Source organism: Marivirga tractuosa, from assembly GCF_042140215.1.
Classification (GTDB): Bacteria; Bacteroidota; Bacteroidia; order Cytophagales; family Cyclobacteriaceae; genus Marivirga; species Marivirga tractuosa_A.
On sequence record NZ_CP159478.1, the window covers coordinates 1,488,383 to 1,506,941 of the forward strand.

Below are 18,559 nucleotides of genomic sequence, written 5' to 3' on the forward strand. Positions count from 1 at the left end.
GTCTTAATTCTAGATTCTTTACTCTTGACTCTAACATAATGACCAATAGAATTGAACATATATTTCAGCAGAAGAATAAAGAAAAGCTGACGATTTATTTTACAGCAGGTTATCCTAATCTGAATGATACTACAAGCATTTTAAAAGTTTTGGATAGAACGGATGTGGATGTAATTGAAATAGGTATGCCTTATTCAGATCCTTTGGCTGATGGTCCTACCATCCAGCAGAGCAGCATGAAAGCTTTAGCTAATGGAATGAATTTGAATATACTTTTTGAGCAACTATCTGACTTACGGAAAATCACGGATAAGCCCGTTTTCATCATGGGCTATTGTAATAATGTTTTGAAATACGGCACTGAAAAGTTTTGCCAAAAATGTGCTGAAGTAGGAGTGGATGGTTTGATTCTGCCAGATATGCCGATGCATGAATTCAAATTGCAGTTTAAGCCGATATTTGAGAAGTATAATTTGAAAAATGTATTTTTAGTTACGCCTAAAACCTCAGAAGATAGAATACGGGAAGTTGATGCACAGGAAGGCGGATTTATTTATATGGTGAGCAGTTCAAGCACCACCGGTGGAAGCTGGGGTGATAGCCCCGAAAGACTGGATTATTTGAAAAGAATTCAAGCCATGAATTTGAAAACACCAAGAATGGTAGGTTTCGGTATCAGCGATCATGAAGCTTTAAGTATGGTCAATGAATATGCAGATGGAGGCATAATCGGAAGTGCATTTATTAAGGCATTGGATGGTGATGATTTGGAAGGTAGTATTGAAGGGTTTATATCTAAAGTTAGGAAGAAGGATGATGGATGACGGAAGTAACATGTTTAAGTCAGTACCGAAGGTCAGACCGGAAATAGCAATGAGATAAATTGATATAAATTGAAGTAAGTTGAAAAAGTAGGAAGTATGAAGTTGGAAGCTTGAAGTGTTTCTGGGTTTTATACTCTAAAAATCTAAAATATGATTTTACAATTAGAAAAAGACATAAACAACACCCAAAAGGAAGATCTTATCTCCTCTTTGGGTAAATTCACTAAATCAGTGAGCGAAGTGCAAACCCAAAAAGGCTTCTATTTAGTGGCTTTAGAAAAAGGAGATATAGACATCCGTGAAATCGGACATATAGCAGGAGTTAAGGATGTGCATGTGGTTTCCGATAATTATCAGTTGGTTTCCAAGAAATGGAAAGTAAATCCGGCTGAAATCAAATTACGTGATGGTGATATTCTTTCGCAAAACCATTTCAATATTATGGCTGGCCCATGCAGTATTGAAAATGAAGATCAGGTGGATGCAGTTATCGCTCACTTGGTCGAGAATAATGTAAAAATTATGCGTGGAGGCGTTTATAAGCCCAGAAGCTCCCCTTATTCATTCCGCGGATTAGGAATGGAAGGCTTAAAAATGTGGCATGACAAAGCCAAAGCAGCTGGAATTAAAATTATTACTGAGGTGATGCAAGTCTCGCAGGTAGAAGAAATGTATGATTTCATTGATATTTATCAAGTAGGTGCTAGAAACACTCAGAATTTTAACTTATTGGATGAATTAGGAAAAGTGGATAAACCTGTCATGATTAAAAGAGGGGTGAGTGGAACAATTGAAGAATTACTTTATTCTGCAGAATATGTTTTCAGTGGAGGTAATGAAGATTTGATTTTATGCGAAAGAGGAATCAGGACCTTTGAAAACATGACCCGAAATACATTGGACATCAATGCAATCCCCGTTCTAAAAGATAGAACTCATTTACCAGTTGTGGTTGATCCTTCTCATGGAATAGGAATTCGAAAGCATGTTGAGCCAGTGGCTTTAGCAGGAATAATGGCAGGAGCTGATGGAGTGATTTATGAATTACACCCTGATCCTGAAAAAGCCATGAGTGATGGCCAACAATCATTATACTTTGCTGAAAGTACAGCAATGGTAAACAAAATGCGAAAAGCTTATGAGCTGAGAGGTGAATTGAATTGATTTATCTTTACAATAAGTATAAATAGCAATCTTTAAAAAGAGGTTGCTATTTTTATTTACTCGATTTTTATTAAACTTCTCTAGTTTAAAACCAGAACCCCTCAAAACTAAATAGAATAGTAAGATGATTGCCTTTATTTTTCTAAACTAATGGTTATTAATCAATTCAGTGTTATGGCCATTCTTTTCAAAAGAACCTAAATTAGTTGATTAGCCACAACTATTTCCCTTATTTATTCGGTTATTTTATTGGTATTTGTTAACTAATTCTTTATTATTGGCAATAAATCGCAAGTGTTTTTGATATATACCTATAAATAGGTATTTTAATTGTCCTAAATATTACAAAAATTGCAATTGAGATATAATAAGTAAGCAAAAGTGCTTTAAAATAAAAATAATCTATTCTATAGAAGAAAAGTGCAAATTCACCGAAAAAAATTGAGTAAAAAATTAAATACTTTGCTTTTTTTGTAATAAAATTATGTATTATTGTAAATAATTACTCGAAAAATTACATTTAAAACTACTAAAATTAAATTTTTAACACATAACCCGCTTAATATGAAATACTTACTAAAATGCACGATTAAGCTTTCCTTAGTCCTTAGCTTTTTGCTAGTCGGATACGGGCTTCAAGCGCAAATCGGTTTAGGTGCTAGTGTCGGCACTAACATCAATCAGTTAAACTCGCCTGGAGTTTATACAGGATTTAACGGAGGCGTTTTTGCTTCCTATGATATTCTGTTTTTAAATGCCAGAGCAGGGGTAAGCTACAACCAATTAGGGGGAGCTAGACCAAGCTTTACTGACTCTCCTCAAGGAGTTGATTTCACTACAGAATACATTAACAGACAATTGGTGTTTCACAATGTTGAGGTTCCGATTTATGTGAATGTATACTATCCTGGTTCTGAAGAAGCTGCCATCAAACCAAGATTAACCGTTGGTTTTGCTTATGGTTTCAATATTGCCACAGTTGAAAAAAGAGACTATAGACTCACTAATACTTCAAACGGAACTTATGCCGTTTATTCTGGTGACAAAGAGAACGTAAGAGGTGATTTTGTGAATCATCATTTTGATGTGGCAGGAGGCTTTGGTTTTGATTTTGCTTTGGAAGACGATAGAAAAGGATTTGTAGAGATCATTTATCGCCAAGGTTTGAATCAGATGAATAATGTTGGATTTGGTAGAGTTGGGAATGTGGGAGATGTATACACTAACAGCATTATGTTAAACTTTGGTATGACAATCTTTAATTTATAATTTTTAACCTTAATTAAATAATAATTCAAATTTTAAACTTAAATCAATAATTATGAAAATCAACAATTTACTTAAAATGTTCATGGGGGCATTAGTGATGACATTCATCATTTCTTCCTGTGCAGACGATTTTACGGAAGAGGATCTATTGCAAGCGCAGTATGATCAACAACAACAACAGCAAGATAGAGCAGATTCAAGAGAGGATTCTCTCAGAGCACAAAATGTTGCAGCTTTGAATGAAGCTGGCGAACTAGTAAGTTTACAATTAACTATTGTAGATTTAGATGGAACTCCAGTTGAAGGAGCTTCTGTTAGCTTAAGAGCTGCTGCTGGTGGTGAAGCTGATGAGCAAACTGCTACTTCTGCTGCGAATGGTACTGTTTTCTTCGATAGAGTTGCCATTGGTGGTAACACTATCAACATTTCTGGAACTGGTGTAACTCCTGCTACATTACAAGCAGATTTTGGTTCGATTCAACAAGGTGTTCATTATCAAATTGTTGACGGGGTAATTGTCCCAACACCTGTTACTGAATCAGCTGTGATTACAGTTATTTCTTCTAATGCAGTTACTGCTGAAGTTAGTGGTAATGTTACTATCGAAACTGATGTAACCAATACAACTCCTGAAGTACCACAAGATATAATTGTGAGAGCTAATTTTACTAATAGTTTGCAAGAGCAAGCTTCTTTTAGTTTAAATTATTTCTTTACAAACTCAGGTAATGAGTTTAATATTGGTGAAGCTGCAGTAGATAATACTACTGGAGACTATACATTAACAGTTCCAGCGAATATCACATTTAGAATAAGTGTGCCAGATATTTCAACTACACAAACAATAGCTATCAGTCAAGAAAATGGTGTTGCATTGGACAGACCTGAGTACAGAGATGTAGAAGCTTCATTTGGCCCTAATAGTGGTTCAGATAACATTAGAGGTGTAAGTGGCGCGATTATTACTTTTGATGAGCCAAATGGTGGAGGAACAGGATTCGCTATTGATTCTTGGGAAAGAGTACCTAGAGACCTTAGTGCTTCAGTTGGTTCAAATACAACTTTAACAAATCAAGGTAATTTCTTATACAAATTTACTGCTTTAGGTTCAGGTTATACTGAGTCTCCAGTAGTTACTATTACTGATGCTACTGCTGATGTTAAGTATGCTGAAGCTCATTTAGATTTAGCAATTAATGATTTAACTGTTGCAGAAGCAGGTGTTGGTCTTGGAGCTGGTTCATGGTTCGATTTAGTGTATGATGAAGTATATGACAGCGCAGATAATGAAACTGGTACTAATGAAGGACAGATTTGGGATACTTTCACATTATATGTAAATGCGAATGGGTCTGGTGTGATCACTCAGGATAGTGTGGATGTTGCTTTGCTGAAGCTATTGAGGATGAAGATCAATATTTTGATCAATCAGACTTAGACGCATTAAGTGATTATGCAACTAACTTAAGATTAGTATCACAAGGTGGAACAACTCAAGCTGTTGTTGACGTAACTGGAGCGAAATCAAGAGTTAGAGCAATGGCATTTAATGGAGAGAATTTTACTGAACCTTCTTTTACCTTCACAGGTGGCGGTGGTGCTTCTCAAGCAGTAGTTGAAATTTCTAAATTTGAGACTAAATGGACTTTTGAATTAAACAATAGCAATATCACTCCATATAGTTCGATTCCTGGTATATTCTTTGAGTATAATCCTGCGGATTTAACGCCTCAAAATTTACAAAGTGGAACTTTAGACATCTTAGATTTGGATGGTAATTTTGATTTCACAGATGGAATTACTAATAGATTAGAAGTAAATGAAGCTGGGGAAATAGTTTATCAAGATGCACTAGAAGATAATAGAACAAATTTTTTCTCTGCAATTGAGCCAAATCCAGTAATTACTAATCCACAAGGTGGTGTCGCACCAACTGCGAATGTAAACATCAACAATAATGGTGAAGTAACTGGTATAAATGATACTAACAATGAAGGTACTGCTGATAATTTTAGCAATACGGGATACACAACTCCAATTACTGCTGAAATACTTCCTGCTGCGGACGGAGCTCCAGGTACTGGTGCAATAATTGCTTTGACAGGAGGAGAATATAATGGTGATGGAACCTACAGATGGAATGGTGCTTTCCAAATGGCAGAAAATGGTACAGGTTACTTGCAAGATTTAAATCAACAAAATCTTGGTAACGGACAACAAGGATTCTCCATGTCTTCTGGAAACACTTTTACTAATAGAAATTTAGATCAAGGTCAAACCTTCCGTTTAGATATTAATTACGGAACTGGTGACAAAGTAGGTAATTTCTAATAATTGCCTAGTTCAAAAATTTTAAACCGATTCGGATTCCGAATCGGTTTTTTTATGTCTTAAGCTTAGGGCATTTTTGTTCGATGTAAAGAATTGCTTGAGTATTTTTTGTTTCTCCATAGAGTTCATTAATTTGCCCATTTAAATGCAACTAAATATTTAGCTAGATGAAACAACTTTACTTATTCATATTACTTATTTTAAGTAGCTTTTTGAGCTATAGTCAATCCGATTGTGGTGATGCTGTTACTGCCAGCGAAGGTTTAAATAGCTTTAATACCATAGGGTATGATTCCTATTGGTTCACCTATGAGTTGTCTGCTGGAAAGAAGGTAACTATAAGTTCTACTGATTTCGTGAATTTTGACATTTCTTCGGGACCCGATTGCGACAATAGAACAAATATTGTCTATGACTATCAAAATGTGACAATTAGTAACCTTGAAGACGGAGCGACCCTATATATTCGTTTAAGTAGATTCAACACGGAAACTTTTGAATTTCGTTTAGTTTCCTCGGACTTAATATCTGGTGATAATTGCAACTTAGCTACTTCTGCTAATGAGGGAGTAAATAGTTTTGATGCGGATGCATATGTACCACGTTGGTTTAGATTTGAACTTCCTGAAGATAAAAAACTTACGCTTAATTCTTCTAGTTACGGAGAAGTGGCAATGTTTTCAGGTTCTGATTGTGAATATCCAAGTAATTATACATCAGGAGATACCAATCTTAGTTTTACAAGGCTGTCTACAGGAGGAACAGTTTTTATAAAAATAAATCCATACAATACTGAAGTATTTGAATTTGAACTGACTGTATCAGATTTTGAAACGGGAGATAATTGCGAGTTGGCAGATCAAGCGGTAGATGGTGTGAATTCTTTTCCGGTTACAACTAATTCTATATACTGGTATAAATATACTATGGTAAAATCTGGAAATTTGAATATGGATTTTACTGGATATAGGCCGGTCAATGTTTACAAAGGTTCTAATTGTGCTGGTAAGTTTTTTATTTCGGGAGCAAGTTTTCCGCGGACTTTAACCGGTTTGAATGCTGGGGATGATCTCTATTTTCAGTGGACAAATAATGGAGATTTTGATTTTACATTGACCGAAGCTGATCCAATACCAGGTGAAAGCTGTGAAACGGCAGAAATAGCTGTACTTGGTACCAATTCCATACCTTCTACAAATGTTGATTATTTTTGGTATACTTATCGGATGCCTACTGACTTGAATCAGAAGATTATCATTGAAGCTGGCAATGATAGAGATATTACAGTATATTCTGGAAATTGCGAGTCGTTTTCTACATTAGGTAGTTCAGATGGTGCTTTAAAGGTACTTGGATTGGCCTCTGATGAAGACATATACATAAGAATAGACACAAATGGTTCAGGTGATTTTGATTGGAATTTAGGTGTAGAATCTGAAGGTGTGGGGGACAGTTGTGATGATCCGGAAGTAGCAACTACGGGTAGTAATTTCACTCCTGTGTCTCCTTATTGGTTTTCTTACACGACACCGATTGCTGGTACTTATACCATTTCATCTGTAGGATTAGCAACTGAAGATACCTACCTAAGGGTTTATTCAGATTGTCAAGGAACATTGATTGGTGAAAATGATGACTTTTCTGGCCTTCAATCTGAAGTAGAACTTGAATTATCTGAAGAACAAACTATTTATATTTTGTGGGATGATACCTATAATGCGGAAGGATTTAGTTGGAATATTTCTTCTGATGCAATTCCGGATGAGAAAGAAGACCAAACTATTACGTTTAACAGTTTGGATTCAAGGACTTTTGGGGATGCTGATTTTGAATTAACGGCTGAGACTAGTTCTGGCTTAGCTGTGAGCTATACAAGTTCAAATACAGTCGTAGCGACTGTAAGTGGTTCCACAGTTTCCATATTGGAGCCAGGAAGTACTATTATCACCGCTTCACAGACTGGTAATGTTGCCTATAATGCTGCTGATCCAGTTGAACGAACGCTGACCATAAAAAAGGCAAATCAAACGATAAGTCTTGATGCTATTTCTGATAAGTTGGTGACTGATGCTGATTTTACAATTCCAGCAACTGCTACTAGTGGGCTTACACTCAGTTATTCCGTTTCAGGGTTCGTGCAATAGTTTCAGGTAATACCTTAAGTCTAACTGGAGAAACTGGTTCTGTATCAATCACAGCTTCCCAAGAAGGGGATGCTAATTATAATGCAGCAGCATCAGTTTCTACTGAGTTTTTAGTGACAGACCCTGCTAAAACTAATCAAACCATTACTTTTGCAGAATTAGAAGCTAGAACGTATGGAGTCTTAGGGATTAATCTGAATGGAACATCTTCTTCAGGCTTATCCTTGACTTATGAAAGTAGCAATCCTAGTGTAGCCACAATTGATGGTAATTTAATTGTAGTCAATACTGCTGGTACAACAACAATAACGGCCAGTCAGGAAGGAGATGCAACTTATAATCCTGCAGAACCTGTGAGCCGTGAATTAGTAATTAACAAAGCAGATCAAACCATTACGGTTTCAGCCATAGGCGATAAAGAGGTTACGGACGAACCTTTTGATGTTGAAGCATCTGTAAGCAGTGGTTTACAGCTATCTTATGCTGTGGAAGGACCAGCTACAATTTCTGGAAATACTCTTACTTTAAGTGAGGAAGCAGGGACTGTAACAGTTAATGTATCACAAGCTGGAAATGTGAATTATAATCCAGTATCTGAGAGTGTAAGTTTTGAAGTTTCAAATCCAAGGAGCGACCAAACCATAAGCATCACCGAAATCTCCAATAAATTCACTACCGATGCACCATTTGAAGTAGAAGCTTCCACTACAAGTGAGTTAGCCTTAACTTATGAAGTAATCGGTCCTGCAACTATTGATGGAACTACTGTTACTTTGGATGGAACTGTTGGAACGGTGGAAGTGACTGCAAGCCAAGCAGGTAATGATAATTACAATCCTGCTTCAGAGACAATCAGTTTCGAAGTGACTGAAGACCTATGCTTAGATTTTTCAGCTACTGCCACTACAAGTGCAGTAAGTTGTGCAGGCTCCACAGATGGAACCCTAACAGTTGAAACAACTGAAGGAACTGCTCCATTTTCTTATAGTCTAGCAGGAGCAGATGCTGTTGAGAATAATGAGTTTACGGAATTGGAAGCTGGGGAATATACAGTAGAGGTAACCGATGCTAACGGATGTAGCACAACTGTTACCGCATCTATCACCAGCCCTGATGCTTTGGAAATAACTGCTGAGGTTGAGAATAGCAATAGCATTAATGGAAATGGTAGTATCAGTTTGACAGTAACAGGTGGAACTGGTGAGTATACTTACAGCTGGAGCAACGAGGCTACCACTTCATCTCTTGAAGCATTAGAGGTTGGGGAATATACTGTGACTGTTACAGACGAGAGTGGTTGTACTATAGAAGAAAGCTTCACCATAGGAGGAGTAACCGCGAATGAGGAAGCGTTAGCTGGAAGTCTGTTGATTTTCCCTAATCCTGCTAAGAATGTTGTGCAGTTGCAGCATAGTGAAAAAGCTAAGTCATTGAAACTGTATGATGCAAGGGGCAAGCTGATAAATGAAATAGCCACAGAAGGTGAAACCACAGAATTGGAAGTAAGCCAACTGCCTTCAGGCTTATACTTTATCAGACAAGAAGGAGCTTCGCAACTCTATAGATTTGTAAAAGAATAATAACCTTAAGAACAGATAAGAGAAGGGCGGCTATCCCTTCTTTTGTTTGTTTTTATTCTAAAAACATGGAACAAAAAATTAAAGAGATGAAAGATATTTTTAAATATACCGGCATAATACTGATAATAGCAGGGATCATGACTTCCTGTAAGGGTAAAGATGATCCAAAACCAGATGAAGACACACAAGCAGCCATAATAGAAGCCTTACAAGGTACATGGACAGCCAATGAAGTGAGGAAGGATCAAACGGTCATTTCTGATTTTGCTGATTTCAGCCTGACTATTTCAGAAAAGAATTACACAACTCAGAACGGAAGCCCTGTATGGCCAGAAAGTGGTAGTTACGATTTTGAAACTGCAGAAGCAGAGAGCGAATTCCTAAGACAAGATGGAAGACTATTTACAGCCAATGTCAATAATGGAGTGTTGACTATTGTCATCGTTTATGAAGAAGAGACAGGTAGGGGTGAATACGGAACCTATGAATTTGTGATGGAATAGATATTATTATAATTTATAAAAAGTAATTGAAAAGCATCCGCTAACTAGTGGATGCTTTTTTTATGAGACATAATCAGATATTCAATTGCAATAATCCCACTATAGATACTTAATTTGTCATTAAAACTAATCAAAAAGACTGTAATATTTCTTAGTGTTTTCATTTTATTAAATCTGATACTTGAGAATGTACCGAATTATTACAGGCATTCTTCCAGTTTTCATCGAAAACAATTCCTAGTATTATAAAGATGTCTATGTTTTACTTAACTTTATAAAGAATTTGAATTTGTAAATTGCTAATATGAAGAGTTTTTACTCCTTACTTTTTTTAATTTTTTTGAGTGGATCTTTAATAGCACAAGCACCTCAAGAGAGAAAATGTGCTGCTCAAATTGTGCATGCACAAAAGTTGGAAAATGATCCTATCTACAAATCTCGTTATGAGGAGATTCAAAGAAAAACCAGTGAATTTCAAGAGCAAAGAAAATTTGCCAGATCCGCTTTAACCACTACGGTAAGAGAAATTCCAGTTTACGTTCATATAATTTACGATGAAACCAAACCAGAACAGAATTTAAGTGATGCCCAAATTGAATCACAAATTGAAGTGCTAAATGAGGATTTCAGAGCACTTAATGTTGACGTATCTGATGTTCCAGCTGAATTTGAAGGATTAGTATCAGATTATCAGTTAATTTTTACTTTGGAGGGAATTACAAGAAAATCTTCGCCTGTAGCTGAATGGGATACCAATGATGAAATGAAAAGTAATGCTACTGGAGGTGTTGATCCTATTACCCCAGAAACACATTTAAATATCTGGGTTTGTAAAATTTCGGGAGATATTTTGGGTTATGCTCAATTTCCCGGTGGATCCTTAGATACGGATGGTGTGGTAGTAGGACCGAATTATTTTGGTAGTTCGGATTATGATGCTGATAATAATTTTTATTTAAGTACTCCTTTTGATAAAGGAAGAACTACCACTCATGAAATCGGTCACTATTTAAATTTAATTCATATCTGGGGTGATGGTGATTGCTCAGCTGATGATGAGGTAAGTGATACACCAATAGCATTTGAACCGAATTATGGTTGTCCTAATCCTTCTGCACCATCATGTGCAGAAAATACAACATACTCAACCGATATGTTCATGAACTATATGGATTATACAAATGATGCTTGCATGTTTATGTTTTCAGAAGGGCAAAAAACGAGATCTTATGCATTATTTGAACCAGGTGGAGTAAGGGAAAATTTAGGTCAGCAGGTGGATGGATGCGACTTGGCTACACCATTATATTTAGAAGTAACCAGAAGAAGCACTACTTCTCTAGGTTTAAGATGGGATGCAGTTCCTGAGGCTGACAGCTACACGATTTGGACAAACGGAATTATTATCACTAGCTCAAGCAATTCAATCGAACTAACTGAATTAGAGTCAGGAAATAATTATGAAATACGAGTAAAAGCAAATTGTCTTGAGAATGGATCTGGTGAATATTCTGATGTTTTAAGTGTTAATACTTTAGGCTGCTTTACAGCTCCACTTTCATTTTCGATTACTACAGACGGTTATGGCGCTGAAACTTCATGGGAATTATCTTTAAATGGTACTGTTGTTCAAACGGATTCTATCACTTATGATAATAACACCACCTATACAGAAACTTTTGATTTTGGGGATGGGGATTACAAATTCGAAATTTTTGATTCTGCAAATGATGGAATTTGCTGTGGTCAGACTGGTGATGGCTCATTTAGTTTGACAGATAGTGAAGGCAGAATTATTAAAACCGGAGGTGAATTCGGTTCAAAAGATTCCGTAAGCTTTTGTGTAGAGACTATTGAACCTATTGATTGTAGTAGTACGACAATTGCAACGGTAGGAAGTAATACTGCTGACTCTGCACCAGCTTTATTTGAATTTGAAGCAACCGAAGATAAGGAATATACTATTAGCTCAATAGGAACTACTACCCTTGATACTGATTTAAGCGTTTACAGTGATTGTAATACTTTATTGGCTGAAAGTGATAATTTTTCAGATCTTCAATCTGAGGTTACAGTGGTATTAAATTCAGGACAAAAAATCTATATCCTTTGGCAAGACACACATAGTACGGCAGGATTTGATTGGGAAATTACGAGAAATAAAAGCACTCAATCTATAAGTTTTGATGATATACCTGAAAAGTTGGTGAATGATGAACCTTTTGATTTAACAGCAACTGCTTCTAGTGGTTTGGAAGTTTCCTATACTTCTTCTGATCAAGATGTAGCCACTATATCGGGTAATACAGTCACTATTTTAGGGGCTGGAGAGACTACTATAACCGCAATCCAGGAGGGTAATGATGAATATTTAGCAGCCCCAGTGGTTCAAAAAGTTTTAAGGGTCAATAAACTTGATCAGACTATTAACATAACCCCAATTGATAATAAACTAACAACCGATGCTGATTTTGAAGTGGAAGCTGAGACTTCTAGTGGTTTGCCTTTGTCTTATGAAATATCAGGCCCAGCCTCAATAGCAGGAACTACAATTAGTTTAAACGGAAGTACAGGAACTGTTACAATAAAAGTAATTCAAGAAGGGGATGAGTTTTATAATAGTGAAAGTGCTTCTGTGAGTTTTCAAGTAGAGGAAGACCTTTGTTCAGATTTTTCTATTTCAGAAATCATTATTGATGATATTAGCTGTTCAGGTGAAAAAGATGGCCAAATTGAAGTGAATGTTGTAGGTGGTAAATCGCCCTATACTTATAATTTAAATGATGGCTCATCTGTAGAAAATAATATTTGGGAAGGTCTCTCATCAGGAGAATACACTATTAAAGTTACTGATTCGAATGGTTGTTTAGATTCTATGGTTGCTACGATTAAAAATCCTAATCCTTTAGAAATTTCAGCTGAAGTGAGCAATAGTAATAGTGTAGATGGGAATGGTATTATTGAATTGACCGTTTCAGGCGGAACTGGACCATATTCTTATGAATGGAACAATGAAGCTGATACATCAATTATAGAAAATCTTGAAGTTGGGATTTACACTGTGATAGTGACAGATGAAAATGGCTGTAGCTTAGAAGAAAGTTTCGAAGTCACTGGAGTAACTGCAACAGATAAGAATATTGAAAATGAATTGATTATTTTTCCAAATCCAGTTAGAAGTAAGGTTTCAGTAATACATCCAGAGAATTCTAATGAATTGTTGATTTACGATGCAAAAGGGAAATTAATTCTTGAAATGAAAATAATTGGTAAGAAAAGTGAATTTGATGTAAATAATTTCCCAACTGGATTATATTTTATTCGATTACCAAATGATAAAAGATATTATCGATTTATTAAAGAGTGATTGATTAAGTTACTCTCTCTCTTTCTAAGAAAAACAACGTTTTCAAAAGCCTCTTTAGAAATATGGAGGCTTTTTCCATTTTGGTTGATAAGAGATTTTATTCCTGTTTTCGATGAACTATAGAATTGACTAGGTATAAAAATATTATTAATTTCTTTATCACATGGTGTTGAGCTAATTTTGGGATTAGTTTTTTTTCTTTATGCGAAGACTTTTTATTCTACTTGCATTTATATTTTCTTATAAAGCAAATGCTCAATCGACTGATTGTTTAAATGCAGAAATTGCTGTTGAGGGTGATATCCAAACCCCATATGCCCCATATTGGTTTACATATGAAGCGAGTGAAGATTCATATGTAACAATTTCCTCTTATGGTAAATCAGAGATTCCCACCACTTTGAGGGTATATTCCGATTGTAATTTCAATAGCGTTGAAACAAAAATCAATACTTTTAATATTTCACAAGATGATGTGAGCTTTCCGCTTAGTAAGGGAGAATCAGTAAAACTGAAATGGGAAGCTTATGACAGTAATGAAGCATTTGATTGGGAATTAATATCGGAACCAGTACAATACGTTTTAGAATCTGACTCACTTGCACTCGTAGATTTATATAATAGCACTACGGGCGATAGTTGGTTTAGAAATGCTTATTGGCTAGAAGGTAATGTACAAAGTTGGCAAGGCATAACAGTAGAAAACAACAGAGTTACTGAAATATACTTAGAGCGAAATAATTTAAATGGTTCAGTTCAGTCCTCATTAGGTGATTTGTCAGAATTGAAAATATTAAATCTTGCACGAAATGAAAAGCTTAGTGGTGTTTTACCTTCGGAATTAGGTGACTTTTCCATGCTGGAGGAATTAGCCTTGCAAGACTGTAATTTTAGTGGTGCGGTTCCAAATGAACTATCAAATTTGACAAAGCTGACCAATCTCAGGTTATCCTCTAACAAATTTCATAGTCTTCCCGATTTGAGTCACTTTAATTTCGAAAGGTTAATTTTACATAATAACTATTTTGATTTTGCAGATCTGGAGCCCTATCGATACATCTATAATAACCTGCATAATTATAACAATTTGCAAGGGATTACTGGCGACCGATCTTCTGATATTGAGGCTGGCTCGAATTACACCTTAACATATGAGCCTGGAGGTTCAGAAAACGTTTATCAGTGGTTTAAAAATAATGAAGCAATTGAAGGTGCCAACTCGAATTCATACCAGATTTTGGATGCTTCCCTAGATGATATAGGTACTTACAGATTGGAAGTCACCAGCCCTCTAATGGATGTAAAACTCATTTCACGCGAGAATCAAATAACGGTTGATGGTTATAAATTTGGGGATATTTGCAGTTTAGCGGATAGTTTATCGCCAGGACGCCATGAAATGGATGAAGAAAAATTCTGGTACCTAATCAACAATGATTATAATTATGATCTTGTGGCTACGGCCGATGCACATAGCAGTGAATACCTCGACAGCAAATTTACTGTATTCGATGCTTGTGAGGGAAATATTGTTGCAGAAAACGATGGTCATCGTGATTCAAAAGCGGCATTAGTCAGTTTTATCATTCCAGCTGGCGAATCTTATTATCTACTTTTAGAAAATTTTGGAGAGATTGGAGATTTAGACTTTCAATATAATACTGAAAAACTGGAATATGTCAGTGAGCAGGATTCTTTGGCATTAGTAGATTTTTATAATGCCACTTTTGGAGAGTCCTGGGATTTTAAGGATAATTGGCTGCAAATGCCTGTCGCGGCATGGTTAGGGGTTAAAGTAGTGAACGGGCGGGTTAATGCTATAGATTTACCCTTTAACCATTTAACAGGTAGTTTGAATGCCTCACTTGGAAATCTTTCTGAATTAAAAACGCTGAAAGTTCACAATAATAGCATTTCAGGTTCAATTCCTCCTGAAATAGAAGGTCTTCTTCAACTTAAACATTTAGAACTACACAATAATAATTTAGAAGGAGCTATTCCACAGGAAATGGAAAAGCTATGGAGATTATATAATGTCAATTTAGCAAATAATAACCTTTCCGATATAGAGGCTGACCTGACTGAATTATCCTATTCCTATTTCAATATAAAAGGGAATAGGTTTGAGTTTGATGATCTGGAATTAAATAGGAACCGTTTCACTGATTACAACGAAATGCAGCTATTTGGTGACATGAAAAGTATTGGTATCTCATTAGGTGAAGATATTGTCCTTTCAGCGAATACAGGTGGAACAAGAAACAACTATCAATGGTATTTAGATGGTGAAGAACTTCAAGGCGCTACTGATGAGACTTTGCATCTCGAAAATATTACTTCCGATCAATTGGGAAGATATACTGTAAAAGTAAAAAACACCTACTTATTTCGTTTAGTTCTTGAACGAGAGCCCATCATCTTATACGAGTCAGGATTAGAACAAGGTGATGATTGTAGTAATCCGATGCAGGTAGAATGGTATAATATTTCTAATTTCAATCCAACATGGTATTCGTATTCAGCTCATGCAGATAGTTACCTATTGCTTGAATCTGAATGTTGCGATAACACAAGAATTGAAGTATATGATGCTTGTGGTGGAAACCTGATAGCTAGTAGTAATACAGCAGAAAACGGGGATGAATTTGCTTCTCTTAGATTTGAAGCCAAGCAGGGTAAGGACTATTATTTTTTGTGGATGAATGAAGATGAACGCCAGGTTCATTGGTACATGGAGGAATTTCCATCAGTATCAGTTTTGGAAGCAGATTCCTTAGCACTTGTAGACTTATTCAGAGCAACACAAGGTCAGCAGTGGTTTAGCCAATCAGAAACCTCGCAGCATTGGCTGGAAGGACCAGTAAGCACATGGTATGGAATAAGCTTAACGGGTAATCGAGTGACTGGTATTAATTTATATAATAATCTTTTAAAAGGACAGCTTCCTGAAAGCTTTGGAGATTTAACTGCTCTTGAAGTTTTGCAGTTACAAGGCTATTCAAATTATTTGGTTGGAGATTTACCTCAATCATTCTCGAAACTAGCAGATCTTACTGTTTTTGCTATTACAGGTAACCATTTTACCGGTAGCTTATCTTCCTTAGAAAGCCTGAATCAATTACGGACAATTGATATTATTGATAATGATTTTACAGAACTATTGGATGCTTCAGCATTATCTAACTTGAATACTTTTAATATTTCAGGCAACAGGCTAGAATTTGATGATATGGAATCAGTTGTGGACAAGCTTGACAAAAATGAATATCAGCAAAAATTTGGTACTGCTCAACAAATAGAAGCAAACATAGGTGAAGATAGAACGATAGATTTCCAAGTAGGAGGGACTAATAATTCTTATCAGTGGCAGAAGAATGGTGAAGATATTGAAGGAGCGACTAATGATTATTTGATCTTGAGTGATATTTTACCAGAGGACTCGGGTTCCTATCAATTACTAGTAGAAAATCAGGTAGTTCCAGGGCTTACCCTTAAAAGTAAGATTATCCAGATTAAGGTTTTAGGATCTGGGAAAATTGATCAAGACATCTCATTTGATCCACTTCCCAATAAAACTTTTGGTGATGCAGCTTTCAAATTAGATGCCACGGCAAGTTCAGGATTGGAAGTGTCTTATCAGAGTTCAGATCCTGCTATAGCTTCAATAATTGGAGACGAGATCAATATTAATGGGGCAGGTTCTGTCATGATAATGGCAACGCAAGATGGGGACGATAATTATTATAGTGCCACCCCTGTGCAGCAAGAACTCATAATTAACAAGGCAGATCAAGAAATTCAATTTGACTCTCTTTCAAGTAAAACTTATGGAGATTCAACCTTCATTTTAAATGCAAATGCTTCTTCAGATTTGTCTGTAAATTATGAAAGTTCAGACACAACGCTAGCTTTCATAAATGCTAATGAAGTTACGATTAGAGGGACAGGATCCGTCTTAATAACTGCCTTTCAAAATGGAGATGAAAATTTCAATCCGGCAGATGTGGTAGTACGGGAACTGCAAATTGAAAAAGCAGATCAAGTTTTGACGATAGAACCCATTTCCGATCAAGAAATAATTATTGATTCGGTTCAAATAGTAGCCAATGTTAATTCAGCTTTACCACTAAAGTATAGGCTTGAAGGTCCTGCTAATATTGTTGGGGCTACCATTGTCTTAAATGGTGAGCTTGGTTTGATTAAACTTTTTGTAGAACAGGCGGGGAATTCTAATTATAATGAAGTAAAGGATTCAATTTCTTTTAATGTTGTTGATAATAGATTAATTCAGGAAATTAGTTTTGATCCTATAGAGAATAAGTCAACTGATTCAGAACCATTCACTATTGAGGCGATAAGTACTAGTGAATTACCGCTTAATTTTTCAGTATTAAACGGGCCAGCTATCATTAATGAAAATACTGTAAGTCTCAAAGGGGAGTTGGGCTTGGTTGAAATTCAAATTATGCAAGAGGGCAATAGTGAATATAAACCAGCGGACACCATTCTGTCTTTTGAGGTTGTTAAGTTGTGTGAACTATTTGATGCTACTTTTGCTGAAACTAAAATGGTAAGCTGTTATGGTGAAAGTAACGGCTCATTAAAAGTTGTAGTTGAAGGCGGAAAACCTCCTTATTCGTACTCATGGTCACATGGTGGTGATAGTGCAATTGCAGAAAATTTGCAGTCTGGGTTTTATGAGGTTACTATATCTGACGAATCGAACTGCAGCGTAACCATTGGTACCAGGATTCATCAGCCAAATCCAATTCAAGTCAAAGCAGATATAATCTCTAGCACAGGAGCAGAAGGAAACGGATCAATTTCTCTTGATGTGAAGGAGGGTAATCCTCCATATACTTTTTTATGGAATACAGGTGAAGAGGATTCAGTAATCGAAAATTTAGCCCCAAGTATTTATGAAGTTTTTATTACGGATAGTGAAGGATGTACTAATCAGAAAACATACAGTGTTGGTGGAATTACTGCAATAGATTCTAAAGTTGAGGAGGGATTTTACCTCAAAGTGTATCCAAATCCAGTAGAAGATATTGTTACAGTTAGTAGTAGTAATATATGCTCAATCACCTTATTTGACGCTTTTGGTAAACTAATTAGGAAAGAAGAAATATCTTCTGGTGCTTTCAAGTTGAATTTGGATAATCTGGAATCAGGAGTGTATTTTCTTAAGGGTGACAAGGGTGAATATCACCGGATTGTTAAAAAGTGATATGATTATCTACAATCTTTAATTAAGAAATAAGTTATGTTCAACAGATAAATCTTATTCTAAAGATGATAAATTGATGTAATTAGGAAGATTTTAGGAATAAAAAAAGACTGCCATTTAGCAGCCTTTTTTAGTGAAGGTTGGTTG

Annotated in this window: 10 protein-coding genes; all 10 read left to right on the top strand. The window is 35.9% G+C overall.

Annotated features, from left to right (window positions below):
* Positions 1-38: 38 nt before the first annotated feature.
* The 10 genes from trpA to ABWH96_RS06915 all read left to right on the top strand — a co-directional run bounded on the left by trpA (position 39) and on the right by ABWH96_RS06915 (position 18,412).
* Entirely contained in the window at positions 39-824 is a 786-nt protein-coding gene (gene trpA, locus ABWH96_RS06870) for a tryptophan synthase subunit alpha (protein WP_375580732.1), read from the top strand.
* Positions 825-974: 150 nt separating this feature from the next.
* Positions 975-1,988, top strand: a complete 1,014-nt coding sequence (aroF, locus tag ABWH96_RS06875) for a 3-deoxy-7-phosphoheptulonate synthase (protein WP_375580733.1) — start codon at positions 975-977, stop codon at positions 1,986-1,988.
* A 564-nt stretch (positions 1,989-2,552) separates the two neighbouring features.
* Positions 2,553-3,257, top strand: a complete 705-nt coding sequence (locus ABWH96_RS06880) for a hypothetical protein (RefSeq protein ID WP_375580734.1) — start codon at positions 2,553-2,555, stop codon at positions 3,255-3,257.
* A gap of 52 nt (positions 3,258-3,309) precedes the next feature.
* Positions 3,310-4,695, top strand: a complete 1,386-nt coding sequence (locus ABWH96_RS06885; protein ID WP_375580735.1) for a carboxypeptidase-like regulatory domain-containing protein — start codon at positions 3,310-3,312, stop codon at positions 4,693-4,695.
* A gap of 101 nt (positions 4,696-4,796) precedes the next feature.
* A complete protein-coding gene (locus ABWH96_RS06890; RefSeq protein ID WP_375580736.1) occupies positions 4,797-5,588 on the top strand; it encodes a hypothetical protein in 792 nt (263 codons plus the stop codon).
* Positions 5,589-5,755: 167 nt separating this feature from the next.
* Positions 5,756-7,732, top strand: a complete 1,977-nt coding sequence (locus ABWH96_RS06895) for a hypothetical protein (RefSeq protein WP_375580737.1) — start codon at positions 5,756-5,758, stop codon at positions 7,730-7,732.
* Positions 7,733-7,845: 113 nt separating this feature from the next.
* Positions 7,846-9,312, top strand: coding sequence for a T9SS type A sorting domain-containing protein (locus ABWH96_RS06900; protein WP_375580738.1), 1,467 nt, complete (start codon positions 7,846-7,848; stop codon positions 9,310-9,312).
* 65 nt (positions 9,313-9,377) lie between these two features.
* Positions 9,378-9,815 carry a hypothetical protein gene (locus ABWH96_RS06905; protein WP_375580739.1) on the top strand — a complete coding sequence of 146 codons (438 nt, stop codon included), beginning with the start codon at positions 9,378-9,380 and terminating at the stop codon, positions 9,813-9,815.
* A gap of 340 nt (positions 9,816-10,155) precedes the next feature.
* Positions 10,156-13,182: a T9SS type A sorting domain-containing protein gene (locus ABWH96_RS06910; RefSeq protein ID WP_375580740.1), complete on the top strand. Its 3,027-nt coding sequence runs from the start codon at positions 10,156-10,158 to the stop codon at positions 13,180-13,182.
* 202 nt (positions 13,183-13,384) lie between these two features.
* The gene (locus tag ABWH96_RS06915) at positions 13,385-18,412 is read left to right on the top strand and encodes a T9SS type A sorting domain-containing protein (protein WP_375580741.1); all 5,028 of its coding nucleotides are present in this window, start codon (positions 13,385-13,387) and stop codon (positions 18,410-18,412) included.
* Positions 18,413-18,559 lie beyond the last annotated feature (147 nt).